The organism is Pseudomonas sp. NPDC090233 (assembly GCF_044772285.1).
Taxonomy (GTDB): domain Bacteria; phylum Pseudomonadota; class Gammaproteobacteria; order Pseudomonadales; family Pseudomonadaceae; genus Aquipseudomonas.
On the sequence record NZ_JBIVYQ010000002.1, the window covers coordinates 413,761 to 428,419 of the forward strand.

The 14,659-nt window shown below is 62.9% G+C and carries 14 protein-coding genes; 10 read left to right on the top strand and 4 right to left on the bottom strand.

Going from position 1 to position 14,659, the window contains the following annotated elements:
• Nucleotides 1-18: 18 nt before the first annotated feature.
• The 5 genes from ACIQUF_RS06355 to dctM all read left to right on the top strand — a co-directional run bounded on the left by ACIQUF_RS06355 (nt 19) and on the right by dctM (nt 5,134).
• Nucleotides 19-1,218 (top strand): CaiB/BaiF CoA transferase family protein, encoded by a 1,200-nt coding sequence (locus ACIQUF_RS06355; RefSeq protein ID WP_403129554.1) that lies wholly within the window; start codon nt 19-21, stop codon nt 1,216-1,218.
• On the top strand, nt 1,215-2,027 hold the full coding sequence (locus tag ACIQUF_RS06360) for an HpcH/HpaI aldolase/citrate lyase family protein (RefSeq protein WP_403129555.1): 813 nt from the start codon (nt 1,215-1,217) through the stop codon (nt 2,025-2,027). Before ACIQUF_RS06355 ends, ACIQUF_RS06360 begins: the two co-directional genes overlap by 4 nt.
• A 122-nt stretch (nt 2,028-2,149) precedes the next feature.
• Nucleotides 2,150-3,148 (top strand): DctP family TRAP transporter solute-binding subunit, encoded by a 999-nt coding sequence (locus ACIQUF_RS06365; protein WP_403129557.1) that lies wholly within the window; start codon nt 2,150-2,152, stop codon nt 3,146-3,148.
• A gap of 70 nt (nt 3,149-3,218) precedes the next feature.
• On the top strand, nt 3,219-3,851 hold the full coding sequence (locus ACIQUF_RS06370) for a TRAP transporter small permease (RefSeq protein WP_403129559.1): 633 nt from the start codon (nt 3,219-3,221) through the stop codon (nt 3,849-3,851).
• Nucleotides 3,851-5,134 (top strand): C4-dicarboxylate TRAP transporter large permease protein DctM, encoded by a 1,284-nt coding sequence (dctM, locus tag ACIQUF_RS06375; RefSeq protein ID WP_400804606.1) that lies wholly within the window; start codon nt 3,851-3,853, stop codon nt 5,132-5,134. The genes ACIQUF_RS06370 and dctM overlap by 1 nt, the downstream gene beginning before the upstream one ends.
• An 8-nt stretch (nt 5,135-5,142) precedes the next feature.
• Here the strand turns inward: dctM and ACIQUF_RS06380 are convergent, their stop codons facing one another.
• The 3 genes from ACIQUF_RS06380 to pobA all read right to left on the bottom strand — a co-directional run bounded on the left by ACIQUF_RS06380 (nt 5,143) and on the right by pobA (nt 9,286).
• Nucleotides 5,143-6,024 carry a LysR substrate-binding domain-containing protein gene (locus ACIQUF_RS06380; protein WP_403129561.1) on the bottom strand — a complete coding sequence of 294 codons (882 nt, stop codon included), beginning with the start codon at nt 6,022-6,024 and terminating at the stop codon, nt 5,143-5,145.
• A gap of 45 nt (nt 6,025-6,069) precedes the next feature.
• The gene (gene ggt, locus ACIQUF_RS06385) at nt 6,070-7,857 is read right to left on the bottom strand and encodes a gamma-glutamyltransferase (RefSeq protein ID WP_403129562.1); all 1,788 of its coding nucleotides are present in this window, start codon (nt 7,855-7,857) and stop codon (nt 6,070-6,072) included.
• A 241-nt stretch (nt 7,858-8,098) separates the two neighbouring features.
• A complete protein-coding gene (gene pobA / locus ACIQUF_RS06390) occupies nt 8,099-9,286 on the bottom strand; it encodes a 4-hydroxybenzoate 3-monooxygenase (protein ID WP_403129564.1) in 1,188 nt (395 codons plus the stop codon).
• Nucleotides 9,287-9,416: 130 nt separating this feature from the next.
• Here pobA and ACIQUF_RS06395 point away from each other — a divergent pair, with 130 nt between their 5' ends.
• The 3 genes from ACIQUF_RS06395 (at nt 9,417) to ACIQUF_RS06405 (ending at nt 11,694) form a co-directional block, all read left to right on the top strand.
• Nucleotides 9,417-10,295, top strand: a complete 879-nt coding sequence (locus tag ACIQUF_RS06395) for a helix-turn-helix domain-containing protein (RefSeq protein ID WP_403129566.1) — start codon at nt 9,417-9,419, stop codon at nt 10,293-10,295.
• A gap of 80 nt (nt 10,296-10,375) precedes the next feature.
• Nucleotides 10,376-10,774, top strand: coding sequence for a MerR family DNA-binding transcriptional regulator (locus ACIQUF_RS06400; protein WP_400804595.1), 399 nt, complete (start codon nt 10,376-10,378; stop codon nt 10,772-10,774).
• A 20-nt stretch (nt 10,775-10,794) separates the two neighbouring features.
• Nucleotides 10,795-11,694, top strand: coding sequence for a hydroxymethylglutaryl-CoA lyase (locus ACIQUF_RS06405; protein WP_403129567.1), 900 nt, complete (start codon nt 10,795-10,797; stop codon nt 11,692-11,694).
• 535 nt (nt 11,695-12,229) lie between these two features.
• On the opposite strand, the gene ACIQUF_RS06410 is transcribed toward ACIQUF_RS06405, so the two are convergent.
• Entirely contained in the window at nt 12,230-12,748 is a 519-nt protein-coding gene (locus ACIQUF_RS06410) for an MgtC/SapB family protein (RefSeq protein ID WP_403129569.1), read from the bottom strand.
• A 135-nt stretch (nt 12,749-12,883) separates the two neighbouring features.
• On the opposite strand from ACIQUF_RS06410, the gene ACIQUF_RS06415 reads away from it, so the two are divergent.
• Nucleotides 12,884-13,123, top strand: a complete 240-nt coding sequence (locus ACIQUF_RS06415; RefSeq protein WP_400804589.1) for a DUF3203 family protein — start codon at nt 12,884-12,886, stop codon at nt 13,121-13,123.
• 122 nt (nt 13,124-13,245) lie between these two features.
• Nucleotides 13,246-14,634, top strand: coding sequence for a cytochrome c oxidase accessory protein CcoG (ccoG, locus tag ACIQUF_RS06420; protein WP_403129571.1), 1,389 nt, complete (start codon nt 13,246-13,248; stop codon nt 14,632-14,634).
• The last annotated feature ends 25 nt before the right edge of the window (nt 14,635-14,659 follow it).

The following is a 14,659-nucleotide window of genomic DNA, read 5'->3' on the forward strand; positions in this document are numbered from 1 at the left end:
CCCCGAACAGGTGACCCTATGACTCAAGCAACGCCCCGCCCGCTGGACGGCATCACCGTGATCAGCCTGGAGCACGCCATCGCAGCGCCTTTCTGCACCCGCCAACTGGCCGACCTGGGCGCCCGCGTGATCAAGGTCGAACGCCCCGGCAGCGGTGATTTTGCCCGTGGCTACGACCAACGCGTCGACGGCCTGGCCTCGCACTTCGTGTGGACCAACCGCTCCAAGGAAAGCCTCACCCTCGACCTCAAGCAAGAGGCCGCCGACGGCATTCTCGAAGCCCTGCTGGCCAAGGCCGATGTGCTGGTGCAGAACCTCGCACCGGGCGCGGCGGCGCGCATGGGGCTGTCGTTCGAGGCCCTGCACGCGCGCTTCCCGCAGCTGATCGTGTGCGACATTTCCGGCTACGGCGAAGGTGGCCCCTATGAAAAGAAGAAAGCCTACGACCTGCTGATCCAGAGCGAAGGCGGCTTTCTATCGGTGACTGGCGGCCCCGGCGAAAACGACATGGCCAAGGCCGGCTGCTCGATCGCCGACATCGCCGCCGGCATGTACGCCTACACGGGCGTGTTGTCGGCGCTGATGCTGCGCGACAAGACCGGTGTCGGCAGCCGTATCGACGTGTCGATGCTGGAAAGCCTGGTGGAGTGGATGGGCTATCCGATGTACTACGCCTACGACGGTGCGCCGCCACCGCCGCGTGCAGGCGCTGCGCACTCGACCATCTACCCGTACGGGCCGTTCCCTACCGGTGGTGGCGGCACGATCATGCTCGGCCTGCAGAACGAACGGGAATGGGCGTTGTTTTGCGAGAAGGTACTGCTCGACCCAGAGCTGGCCAGCGATGACCGCTTCAGTGCCAACTTCAAGCGCTCGGAAAACCGCGAGATACTTCGGCAAATCATCATCGATGGCTTCGCCGACCTGTCGCTGGACGAGGTGGTGGCACGCCTCGAACAGGCGCAAATCGCCAATGCCCAAGTCAACGACATGCACGGCGTATGGCAGCACCCGCAGTTGCAGGCCCGCGACTGCTGGCGCGAAGTGGACAGCCCGGCCGGCAAGTTGCCGTCGCTGCTGCCACCGGGGCGCAACGCTGCCTTCACCCCACGCATGGATGCCGTACCGGCCTTGGGGCAGCATACCCAGGGCATTCTCGGCGAGCTGGGTTTCACGGCAGCGCAACAGGCCGACCTGGCGGCGGGTGGCGTGGTATGAACGTCGTCCGTTCCGCCCTGTTCGTGCCCGGTAGCCGCCCCGAACGCTTCGCCAAGGCGCTGGCGGCGGGAGCCGACGCGGTGATCATCGATTTCGAGGATGCCGTGGAGGAACCGCTCAAGCGCCAGGCGCGCGACAACCTGGGTGCGTTTCTGCAAGCCACGCCGCGGGCTTCGGTGTGGGTCCGGGTGAATGCGCCGCAGCACGTCGAGCATGCCGCCGACCTAGCCTTCTGTGCACAGCAAACCGGCGTCGCTGGCGTGCTGCTGCCCAAGGTGGAAAATGCCGCTCAGGTCGCCATTGCCCGCCACTCTGGCAAGCCAGTCTGGCCCATCATCGAAAGCGCCAAGGGTCTGTTGGCACTGGAGCAGATCGCCCATGCCGAGGGCGTCGAACGGTTGTCGTTCGGCAGCCTGGATCTGGCGCTGGACCTGCATCTGAACACTGAGAGTGCCGCAGCCCGGCAGTTCCTGGATCAGGCCCGCATGGCTGTGCAGCTGCACTCGCGCGCCGCTGACCTGCTGCCGCCGCTCGATGGAGTGTTTCCTGCCATTGCCGACGCCGAGGGCCTGCAGCGAGCGATGCGCCATGCCTATGACCTGGGCTATGGCGGGGCGCTGTGCATCCATCCCCGGCAGGTGGCGGTGATTCATGCGGCGCTGGCGCCTAGGGAGGAAGAACTGGCTTGGGCTCGACGAGTAGTAGCAGCGAGCGAGGCGGCCCAGGGTGCCGGGGCATTCCAGCTGGATGGGCAGATGGTCGATGCCCCGGTGTTGCTGCGGGCGCAGCGACTGTTGGTGCAACCCTAAGTCAGGGCACGGCGTTCGGCCATACCGAACGCCGCCTTACACAAATGCTAATTCTCTAAACGCAGGCCCTGGTCCATCTTTACGTTCAATCCTCCTACAACAATAAATCAGAGGTGACATCGATGTTGAAACTGACCCAGGCGCTGTTCTGCGCCGCCGCAGTCTCCATGGCCAGCCTGGCCCAGGCCGCCGACCCGATCATCATCAAATTCGCCCACGTGGTGGCCGACAGCACCCCCAAAGGCCAGGGTGCGCTGATGTTCCAGAAGCTCGTCGCCGCCGACCCGCAGCTCAAGGACAAGGTCAAAGTCGAGGTCTACCCCAACTCGTCGCTGTTCGGCGACGGCAAGGAGATGGAAGCCTTGCTGCTCGGCGATGTGCAGATGCTGGCGCCTTCGCTGGCCAAGTTCGAGCACTACAACAAGCAGGTGCAGATCTTCGACCTGCCGTTCCTGTTCGACGACCTGGCCGCTGTCGACCGCTTCCAGCAAGGCCCGCAAGGCAAGGCACTGTTGACCTCGATGGAGGACAAAGGCATCCGCGGCCTGGCCTATTGGCACAACGGCCTCAAACAGCTTTCAGCGAACAAGAAGGTGATCCTGCCCAAGGATGCCCGTGGCCTGAAGTTCCGCGTGCAGGCCTCAAGCGTGCTCGAAGAACAGTTCAAGGCGATCCGCGCCAACCCGCGCAAGATGAGCTTCGCCGAGGTCTACCAGGGCCTGCAGACCGGGACGGTCAACGGCACCGAGAACACCTGGTCGAACTACGAGAGCCAGAAGGTCAACGAAGTGCAGCCGTTCTTCACCGAGACCAACCATGGCCTGATCGACTACATGGTGATTACCAACGCCAAGTTCTGGAACGGCCTGCCTGAGGATGTTCGTGGCGAACTGCAGACGCTGATCGACCAGGTCACCGTCGAGGTGAACAAACAGGCCGAAGCCCTCAACCAGACCTCGCGGCAAAAGATTCTCGAGGCCAAGACTAGCGAGATCGACCCGCTGACCGCCGAGCAACGCCAGCAATGGCGTGAGGCGATGCGTCCGGTATGGGAGAAGTTCTCCGATCAGATCGGCGCCGACCTGATCGACGCCGCCGACGCCGCCAACAAGGCTTCCTGACCGCCGTTGCGCCTTGCCCTGGCCACCCGCTGTCTGGGTGGCCTGCCCCCTGTTTGTCTGGAGAATCCCTATGCAATCGCTCAGGCGTGTCTGGGAGCACTTCGAGGAAGGCATGATCGCCTTTCTCCTGGCGGCCATGACCCTGGTGACCTTCCTCTACGTGGCCCTGAACAACCTCTACACCATGTTCTACACGCTCAGTGACCACTGGTCCTTCGCCAGCGACCTGCTGCTCGCTGTCGGCGACCACCTGATGGGCTACGCCCAGGACATGACCTGGAGCATCGCCCTGACCAAGGCCATGTTCGGCTGGCTGATCTTCTTCGGTATCGCCTACGGCGTACGCACCGCAGGTCACCTGGGGGTCGACGTGCTGGTGCGGCGGACCCGCAAGCCGGTGCAGCGGGTGCTGGCGATGATTGCCTGCGCTTGCTGCCTGGCCTATGCCGGTTTGTTCCTGGTGGCCAGCATCAAATGGGTCAGCGCGGTACTGGTCGCCGGCATCGGCGCCGAAGACCTCGACCGCTATGGCATCAAGGTCGGCCATATTGCGCTGATCGTGCCGTTCGGTTTCGCCCTGGTCATCGTCCGTTACCTGGAAATCCTCTACCGCCTGTTCACCCATCGCCAGTACGGCCTGGGACTGGCCGACGAGGCCGCCGAAGCCAGCAAGCTGGCCAACCCTGGCGAGGAGCATCACTGATGACGGTTATCTGCCTGTTCCTGTTGCTGTTCGTGTTGATGTTCCTCGGCGTGCCAATCGCCATTGCCCTGGGTCTGTCAGGGGCGCTGTCGATCCTGATGTTCAGCCAGGACTCCCTGAGTTCACTGGCGATCAAGCTGTTCGAGACCTCCGACAGCTACACCTTCCTGGCCATCCCGTTCTTCCTGCTGTCGGGCGCGTTCATGACCACCGGTGGCGTGGCCCAGCGGCTGATCGACTTCGCCAACGCCTGCGTCGGGCATATCCGCGGCGGCCTGGCGATTGCCGCCGTGCTGGCGTGCATGCTGTTCGCCGCGCTGTCGGGCTCGTCACCGGCCACGGTCGCGGCGGTGGGTTCGATTGCCGTCGCCGGCATGGTGCGCTCCGGCTACCCACGTGAGTTCGGCGCCGGGATCATCTGCAACGCCGGCACCCTCGGCATCCTGATCCCGCCATCGATCGTCATGGTGGTGTACTCGGCAGCCACCGAAACCTCGGTGGGCAAGCTGTTCATGGCCGGCGTGATACCCGGCATCCTGCTTGGCGTCAGCCTGATGGTGACAATCTACATCGTCGCCAGAATCAAGAAACTGCCAGCGCAGCCCCGTGCCAGCTTCAGCGAATGGCTGAGCACCGCACGGCGGGCGTTCTGGGGGTTGTTGCTGCTGGTGATCATCCTTGGCGGTATCTACAGCGGCATGTTCACCCCGACCGAAGCGGCGGCCGTAGCCGCGGTGTACTCGGCGTTCATCGCGCTATTCGTGTACAAGGACATGCGTCTGCGCGATTGCCCGAAGGTGCTGCTGGAGTCGGGCCGGCTGACCATCATGCTGCTGTTCATCATCGCCAACGCCATGCTCTTCGCCCATGTACTGACCACCGAACAGATCCCCCAGCAGATTACTCAGTGGGTGTTGTCAGAGGGGCTGACGCCGATCGGTTTCCTGATCATGGTCAACGTGGTGCTGCTGGTGGCCGGCAGCTTCATGGAGCCGTCGGCGATCATCCTGATCCTGGCGCCGATCTTCTTCCCGATCGCGATGAAGCTGGGCATCGACCCGATTCACCTGGGGATCGTGATGGTGGTGAACATGGAGATCGGCCTGGTTCACCCACCGGTGGGGCTGAACCTGTTTGTGACCTCGGCGGTGACTGGCCTGACCTTGGGGCAGACGATCCGCGCGGCGCTGCCGTGGCTGTCGATCCTGCTGTTGTTCCTGGTGCTGGTGACCTATGTGCCGTTCATTTCGCTGGCGTTGCCGGCGTGGTTGGGGATGCCTTGAACCTGTAGTCAGATCCCGCCACCGGCCAGCAGCTCCGTCATCACCTCGGCCAACGCCTTGACCATCACATCCGCGGTTGGCCGATGGACGATGACGATCTCGTAACTGTCCACCTCAGGCAATCCCTGCCCCTCTCCCATTACCCGATGCTCAGCGGTTGCCGCCCGTGGCGGCAACAGGCTGATGCCCATGCCGTCGGCCACTGCCGCCTGGATGCCGCTGAGGCTGGAGCTGGTAAAGCTGATCCGCCAACGCCGGCCCATGCGTTCGATGGCACTGATCATGTCTTCGCGGTACAGCCCGCGTGGCGGGAAAGTTACCAGCGGGATAGGGTCTAGCTCGAAAGACGGCATCCGCGCGCTGTCGATCCATTGCAGGCGCTCGGGCCAACAGGCAACGCCCTCGCGGGTGTTGCGCCGCTGCTTGAGCAAAACCAGGTCGAGTTCACCGTTGTCGTAGGCCTGGCTGAGGTCGCGGCACAGGCCGCTGGTGACTTCCAGCTTGACCTGTGGATGCAGCCGGCTGAACGCCGACAGCGCGTTGGTGGTGCGCCCGCCGACGAAATCCTCGGGCACGCCCAGGCGCACCGTGACCCCGACCATGGCGCCCGCCAGCGCTTCGAGCATCTGGTCGTTCAACGCCAGCATGTGCCGGGCATAGCCGAGCAACGTCTGCCCGGCGTCGGTCGGCAGCACGTCGCGGTTGCCGCGCACCAGCAGGCGGTGGCCGACCATCTCTTCGAGGCGACGGACTTTCTGGCTGATGGTCGACTGGGTCGAGTGCAACCGTGCGGCGGCGGTGGTAAAGCTGCCGCAATCGGCCACGACGACGATCGCGCGCAGCAGGTCGAGGTCGAACAGGGCTCTATTCGATTTAACGCTGATGGACATCTTTGTATTCAACTACTGAATGGCAAGCCCTGACTTCTACCACGGCTAATCGCCAAGCGCCACGCCTTCACGACGTGGGTCGGCGCCACCCGACCAGCCTTCGGCGGTGCGCTGTATGATCTGCATGCCACTGGTCATGACCATGGGTGTGACCTCGTGCCCCCAGGTTGCCAGTTGGCGGATCAGCGCGGGGCTGGTCAGGTCGGCCTCCACTTCTGTACCGGCATTGCGGCTGCCGAAATTCGGCAGGTTGCTGGCCTGCTGCGGGTTAAGTTGCCAGTCCAGCAGGCCGATCAGTGCCTTGTTCACGTAGCCGATGATCTGCGAGCCGCCGGGTGATCCGAGACTGGCCACCAGCTCGCCGGAGTCGCGGGCAAATACCAAGGTCGGTGCCATGGCGGACAGTGGGCGCTTGCCGGGTTCGACACGGTTGGCCACCGGCTTGCCGTTTTCCTGTGGGATGAAGGAGAAGTCGGTCAGGTGGTTGTTCAGCAGAAAGCCTTTCACCATAAGGTGCGAGCCGAACGCGGCCTCCACCGAGGTGGTCATGGCCAGCGCCTGGCCGCGGTCGTCGACGGCGCTGAGGTGCGAGGTGGAAATGCGCAACGGCGAGCGGTCCGGCGCCATGGCCAGGTCCGCGCCTTCGGGTTTGCCCGGGCGCGCATATTTCATGCTGAAGTCGCCGATCTGTGCGGCGCGCCCGGCCAGGTAAGCAGGGTCGGTCAACGCCCTGAGTGGGACCGGCACATAGTCGCTGTCGGCCAGATACTGGGCACGGTCGGCGTAGGCCAGCCGTTCGGCTTCAGCGATCAGGTGGACGGCCAGTGGGGCAGGTTCAAGGCCTGCCACCGACGACGTGGCGCGAGGGGGCAGGCTTGCCAGATCGCGTTGCGGGTTGGCGCGGTGCAGTGCGTCGAGGATGCCCAGGGTCTGTAGCACCGTCACCCCGCCCGAAGACGGCGGCGGCATGCCGCAGATCTGCCAGGCTTTGTAAGGGCCGCACACGGGGGTGCGTTCCTTGGCCTGGTACTGGCGCAAGTCGTTCAGGGAAAGGTGGCCGGCATTGGCATGGGTGCGCACGTTGGCAACGATCGCTTCGGCGATCTCGCCGGTGTAGAACGCATCGACGCCTTCATCGGCAATACGCTCGAAGGTCTGCGCGAGGTCGGGATTGCGCAGCAGCGTTCCTACCGGCAGGGGGCGACCCTGCGCATCCAGAAAGTACTTGGCCATGGCCGGTGAACGTGCAATGAAAGGGTCGCCTGCCACCAAGGTATTGAGGCGTTGGGAAACCGGAAAGCCATTGCGTGCCAAGGTGATGGCTGGAGCGAACAGGTCGCGCCAGGGCAGCTTGCCGTGCTGGTCGTGCGCCAGTTTCAGCGCCCGTAGCACACCGGGCACACCAACCGAACGGCCGCCGATCTGCGCGTCCCGGAACGGCATCGGGGTGCCGTCCGCTTGCAGGAACAGCGTTTGCGTAACGGTTGCCGGTGCGGTTTCGCGGCCGTCGAATGCCTGCACGCGCTTGCCGTCCCAGTAGAGAATGAATGCCCCGCCACCGATGCCGCTGGATTGCGGCTCGACCAGGGTGAGGACCATCTGCATGGCGATGGCCGCATCGATGGCACTGCCGCCGGCGCGCAGCATTGCTCGGCCGGCCTCGCTGGCCAGGGGGTTGGCGGCGGCGGCCATGTGCTGGGTGGCGTGCACCGGTTGCAGGGCGGTGCGGTAGCCGGATTGGAGCTCCGGTGGTGCGGGTAGGACTTGGTCGGCCTGGGCGCATTGAGCGGCGGCAAGGCACAGGGCACCAATCAGGTGTGTTGGGAAATGCATAGGTTGTGTCCTTTCGAAGTGCATGCCGTGACGTTTTCGGCGCTTTCTAGATCGAGCGCCGCCCGCGCGGCGCATCGCGGATGAATCCGCTCCTACGGTTTACCTCCGGCCAAGCATCAAGGCTGGCAGTGAAGATGTCACTGACAAAACTGGCCGGAGGTAGATAGTAGGAGCGGATTCATCCGCGATACGCCGCGCGGGCGGCGCTCGATCTCAAGGGCGCTGCAAACCTGTCGGCGTACTAAGCCACCTCATCAAACGGCAACCCCACATAATTCTCGGCAATGTTCACCAACCCCGCCTCGGACGACAGGAAATACTCTCGATCCGCCTCCTGCATCTTCTGATCCCAGGCATCTTTGTGCTCACCAAAATCATGCAGCAATTGAGTCATGAACCAGCTGAACCGCTCGCCTTTCCACACCCGGCGCAGTGCCAGCGGTGAGTACTGCTGCAGCAGGTCGGTACGCCCTTCGCGGTAGACCTTGAGCAGAATCCGGTACAGGTAATTGACGTCCGAAGCCGCCAGATTGAGGCCCTTGGCGCCGGTGGGCGGAACGATGTGCGCGGCATCGCCGACCAGGAACAGGTTGCCATACTGCATCGGCTCGACCACCTGGCTACGCAGTGGGGCGATGCTTTTTTCCAGCGCCGGGCCGGTGACCAGCCGCGCCGCCACGTCCTGAGGCAGGCGGGCCTTGAGCTCATCCCAAAAACGCGCGTCGGACCAGTCCTCAACCCGCTCCGTCAGCGGCACTTGCAGGTAGTACCGGCTACGCGTCTGCGAACGCTGGCTGCACAGCACGAAGCCCCGCTCATGGTGGGCATAGATCAGTTCATGGTTGACCGGCGGGGTATCGGACAACAGCCCAAGCCAGCCAAAGGGATAGACGCGCTCGTAATGCTTGAGCACGCCTTCGGGAATGCTCTGCCGGGAGACGCCGTGAAAACCGTCGCAACCGGCGATGTAGTCGCAGTCCAGACGATGGATCTGCCCGTCCTTCTCGAACGTGACGTATGGCCGTTCGCCCTTGAGTTCGTGCGGCTGAACATTGCTGGCGGCGTAGATGATCGGTGCCCCGCTGGCCTCGCGCGCCTGCATCAGGTCACGGGTGACTTCGGTCTGACCGTAGACCATCACGGTCTTGCCGCCGGTCAGACCCTTGAGGTCCAGGCGCTGGCGGCGGCCACCGACCAGCAGCTCGACGCCTTCGTGGACCAGCCCTTCGCGGTCCATGCGTTCGGCGACACCGGCCTCGTGCAGCAGGTCGACGGTACCCTGCTCAAGCACGCCGGCACGGATGCGGCCGAGCACATATTCCGGGGTTTGGCGTTCAAGAATGACGGTATCGATGCCTGCCTTGTACAGCAATTGACCGAGCAGCAGTCCAGACGGGCCTGCGCCGATGATTGCAACCTGAGTTTTCATTGTTGTTGTCTCGTGCTTGTAGGGTTTGCACTTGCATTTTTACGGGCTGCAGCGGCCAAATAAGTGTGCTATCCCATGCAAAACCTGCACTTTTACAAAAATCGTTCGGTTAACGAACAGGCGTGACAGCATGAAATCCACCCTTCCCGGCGTTCCATTGTTCCAGCTGTACGGCGAAAACCAGGCCTGGCCCGGCACCGACCTGCTGCACTGCGAGTCAATCCCGGCGCGCAGTCGCCTGCACCATTGGGAGATCAAGCCGCACCAGCACGCCGAGCTGTTTCAGTTGCTGTATGTGCAACGTGGCCAGGCCGAGGTAGAGATAGAGGGGGCACACAGCACCATCAACGAAGCAGCCATCCAGGTGGTGCCGCCGCTAACGGTGCATGGCTTTCGCTTCAGCGCCGATATCCAGGGGCATGTACTCACCTTCGGCACAGCGCTGGTGGCTGGCCTGGAGCAGCGCCTGGGCGCACCACTGAGTGTATTGACCCGGCCTGCATGCTACTCGCTGGGCAAGGACCGCCTGCGCCTGCGCCAACTGATCGAGACCCTGCAACAGGAATACCAGGGCCATGCGCCTGCAAGGTCGACACTGCTCGAAGCCCTGGTGACCGCGCTGATGGTGTGGATCAGCCGCCGCCAGCAACTGGGCCAGACGCCGCGCAACCGCGACGAACGTGACCGCCAGTTGCTCGGGCAGTACCTGCGCCTGGTCGAAGCGCATTTCCGTGAGCATTTGTCTGTCGAGGATTTCGCTGCGCGACTGAACATCCAGAGTCTGCAACTCAACCAGTTGTGCCGCGCGTTGAGCGGGCAGACCGCGCTGCAGGTGGTGCACCAGCGGCTGCTGCTGGAGGCCCGGCGCAACCTGATCTACACGCGCATGAGCATCGGGCAATTGTCCGATAGCCTGGGGTTCAGTGACCCCACTTATTTTGCGCGGTTCTTCAAGCGCTTGAGCGGGCAGACGCCCAATGGCTATAGGCGCTCGGTCCAGCCTGACTGATGGGCGAGTGTCGCCACGCTGCTTGACGTATACGTAAACCTGCATTCAGGATACCGCCATACCTTACGCCGAGCCCAAGCATGAGCAGCCAGACCTACAGCATTTCCGACTTGTCCCGCGAGCTGGACATCACCACCCGCGCCATTCGTTTCTATGAAGAGCAGGGCCTGCTCAGCCCTGAACGCCGCGGCCTGGAGCGTATCTACTCGGCACGCGACAAGGTCAGCCTGAAGCTGATCCTGCGCGGCAAGCGCATCGGTTTCTCGCTGGCCGAATGCCGCGAACTGATCGAGCTGTACGACCCCACCAGCGGCAACCTCAAACAGCTCAACAGCATGCTGGCGAAGATCGCCGAGCGCCGCGCCCAGCTCGAACAGCAGATGCTCGACATCCACCAGATGCAACTGGAACTGGACACCGCCCAGGAACGCTGCGAACAAGCCCTGGCCGCGACCTTGAACCATAACGACAACCGTTGATCCGCCACAGGAACCCCGCCATGCCTTTGCCCGAAAAAGTCCGCCTGGTCGAAGTCGGCCCCCGCGACGGCCTGCAGAACGAAGCCCAGCCCATCAGCGTCGCCGACAAGGTGCGGCTGGTCGACGACCTGACCGACGCCGGCCTGGCCTACATCGAAGTCGGCAGCTTCGTTTCGCCCAAGTGGGTGCCGCAGATGGCCGGCTCAGCCGAGGTGTTCGCCGGCATTCAGCAACGCCCAGGCGTGACCTACGCGGCCCTGGCACCTAACCTGCGTGGCTTCGAGGACGCCCTGGCCGCTGGGGTAAAGGAAGTGGCCGTGTTCGCCGCCGCCTCCGAGGCGTTCTCCCAGCGCAACATCAATTGCTCGATCAGTGACAGCCTGATGCGCTTCGAGCCGATCATGGAGGCGGCGCGCAGCCACGGTGTGCGGGTGCGCGGGTACGTTTCCTGCGTGCTGGGCTGCCCGTATGAGGGCAAGGTCAGTGCCGAACAGGTCGCCCCGGTGGCCAAGGCCCTGCATGAGATGGGCTGCTACGAAGTTTCGCTGGGCGACACCATCGGCTCCGGTACGGCCGGAGATACCCGCCGGCTGTTCGAAGTGGTTTCGGCCGTGGTCCCGCGCGAGCAATTGGCCGGCCACTTCCACGACACCTATGGCCAGGCGCTGGCCAATGTGTACGCAAGCCTGCTCGAAGGCATCAGTGTATTCGACAGCTCGGTGGCCGGCCTTGGGGGCTGCCCCTATGCCAAAGGCGCCACGGGCAACATCGCCAGTGAAGATGTGGTGTACCTGTTGCAAGGGCTGGGGATTGAAACCGGCATCGACCTCGACCGGCTGATCGCTGCAGGGCAGCGCATCAGCAACGTGCTGGGCCGGGCCAACGGTTCGCGTGTGGCACGCGCACGCAGCGCGCACTGAGATTCACACGGTTGTCACAGGAGTGTGGGCGGTGTGTTACCGCCCCCACAGTTATCAGCAAAAAATCGGGTAACAGGGAAACAAATCGGCAAAAAAACCGGCCTTCCGATTTTCTCCCATGAAGCTAAACCATTGATTTTAAAGGGTTTGAAAAAGTTGGCACGGCACCTGCTATATCTTTGGTACAAGAACAACAAAAATCGTGACACTCAATAAAAACAACAGATAACGGCTCTGACATAACAAGAACAACACGGCAGAGGCGCAGCAAGCAGATTTTTTTGGAGTAGACAGGTTTTTCAGGGGTTCGCCCCGCGATCTGGCACAAAACAATAAAACTACCTCAAGGTAGCGGCCGTCAGCATCGGATCCTCTGGATGAAAGCAGGGTCAGCGCTCAAAAAAATACGTTTGCCCTTGACCCCGGATGGGGGTCGCTCGCAACACCAAAGCAGGCCTACAAAAACAACAAAAGGCCCGTCTCAATAATAAGAAAAGAGCAGGCAACAACGCTTTGAGGGGAGCTTCGGCTCCCCTCAGTGCTTCCTGCCCTCCTCCTCTTGCTGTTTCTCCTCATTCGCCCCCTCGACCTTATCCACCACCAACGGCATCGTCGCCAGCACCAGCAACGCCAGCAGCGTGCTGATCAGTGCCGTGGCCTCACGCCCCATGCCTGCAGCGGTGCCTATCGCAGCCGTCATCCACAAGCCGGCGGCGGTGGTCAGGCCTTTGACATGGCTGGTGTCCTGTCCGTTACCTTTGAGGATAGTGCCCGCACCGAGAAAACCGATGCCGGCGACGATACCCTGAATCACTCGGCTCAACGCCTGCTCATCGGCCCCCGCCATGCTGGGCGCCAGCACGAACAACGCAGCGCCCATCGACACCAGCATGTGCGTGCGCACACCGGCGGACTTACCCTTGTGTTCGCGCTCGAAACCCAGCACTGCGCCCAGGATCGCTGCCATCAACAGTCGCAGAACGATGCGCACGACTTCCTGAGCGTCGGTGATGTCGGCAAATTCTGCCTGGAGGGTTTGCCAGATGAGGTCCATGCACGTGTTCTCATTGTCGGCTTCTCAATAGGTTGACCTGCGCACTTCCGGCAAAGTGCCCGCCCAGCGGAATCATGGAATCACGTTGGGCCGCCAGCGGTCACACCTGTAATCGCACCCCCGGAGGATCACCCCATGCCCGTCGAAATCGAAGAAAGCACCCGCCGCTGCACCCTCATCGGCGAAGACCTGCGCATCGAAGGCGAAGGTCCGGACATCGAGATCATTACCGATGAGCAACTGCACATGTCCGTGGCGCTGCTGGCCGGCCAGCGCGTGCCAATCACCGAAACAGAAGCAGACGCCTTGACGGTGGCAGGTGCGGTAGATAGCCGCAGGCATCTGAAGGCCAGCGTTCCAGGCTCGGTAATCTGAGGCTCGGCGGACAATTGCCGGCAATCTGATACGGTTTTTAACGTCAAACCTGAGCCTGTGCTGAAAACAGCTTGGGGGCCATAGTGCTGATGCCTGATTCAGGCCTGATGAGCACCGTAGCCATGAACGACAGAATCGACCTTATCGAACTGGCCGCCCCACGGCGGCCCGCCGCCAGCGGCATTCATACTCGCAGTTTCACCGGCCTCTACCGTAACCTGCGCATTGGCTTTGCCGGCCTGCTGTTCGTGCTGTTCTTCGGCACCGCCTGGCTGAACTGGAACGGGCGCCAGGCGGTGCTGTGGGACCTGTCCAGCAGCAAATTCCATATCTTCGGCGCCACGTTCTGGCCGCAGGACTTCATCCTGTTGTCGGCGCTGTTGATCATCTGCGCCTTCGGCCTGTTCGCCATTACCGTGTATGCCGGCCGTGTCTGGTGCGGCTACAGTTGCCCGCAAAGCGTGTGGACCTGGCTGTTCATGTGGTGCGAGAAAGTCACCGAAGGCGACCGCAACCAACGCATCAAACTCGCCGCCGCCCCCTGGAGCCTGCGCAAGCTGGCACGCCGCTCGCTCAAGCACAGCCTTTGGCTGGTCATCGGTGTGCTCACCGGGCTGACCTTTGTCGGCTACTTCACGCCCATCCGCCCACTTGCCCAGGAACTGTTCAGCCTGCAACTGGGCGGCGTGGCGCTGTTCTGGGTGGTGTTCTTCGCCGCCGCCACCTACATCAACGCCGGCTTTCTGCGCGAAGCGGTGTGCCTGCACATGTGCCCCTATGCGCGCTTCCAGAGCGTGATGTTCGACAAGGACACCCTGGCCGTGGCCTACGACCCGCGCCGCGGCGAAGCACGCGGCCCGCGCAAGAAAGGCAGCGACGCCCACGCACAGGGTTTGGGTGATTGCATCGACTGCACCCTGTGCGTGCAGGTCTGCCCGACCGGCATCGACATTCGCCAAGGCCTGCAGATGGCCTGCATCGGCTGCGCCGCCTGCATCGATGCCTGTGACAACGTCATGGACAAGATGGGCTACCCTCGCGGCCTGATCGGCTACAAGTCCGAACACAGCCTGCAAGGCGGCACCACCCACTGGCTGCGCCCGCGCCTGTTGGGCTATGCCGTCGCCTTGCTGGTGATGATCGGCGCCCTGATGGCCGCCCTGCAGTTGCGCCCCATGGTGTCGCTGGACGTGATCAAGGACCGTGGCCTGTTCCGCGAGAACGCCCTGGGCCAGATCGAGAACATCTATCTGCTCAAGGTCATCAACAAGACCGAGCACAGCCAGCGTTACCACTTGCGTCTGCTGGATGCCGATGGCTTCGCACTGCACGGCAAGACCGAATTCGTCATCCTCGCCGGTGAGATGAGCGAATTGCCGGTGTCGGTCGCCCTGCTGGCCGAGCGTCCGGCCAGCAGCTCGCAGGAGTTGGCCTTCGAAATCCAGGACAGCGATCAGCCGGCCATCCGCAGTGTGGCCCGCAGCCGTTTCGTGGCGCCGGTCAACCGCTGATCCCTTACACTCACTGTTCACCTTG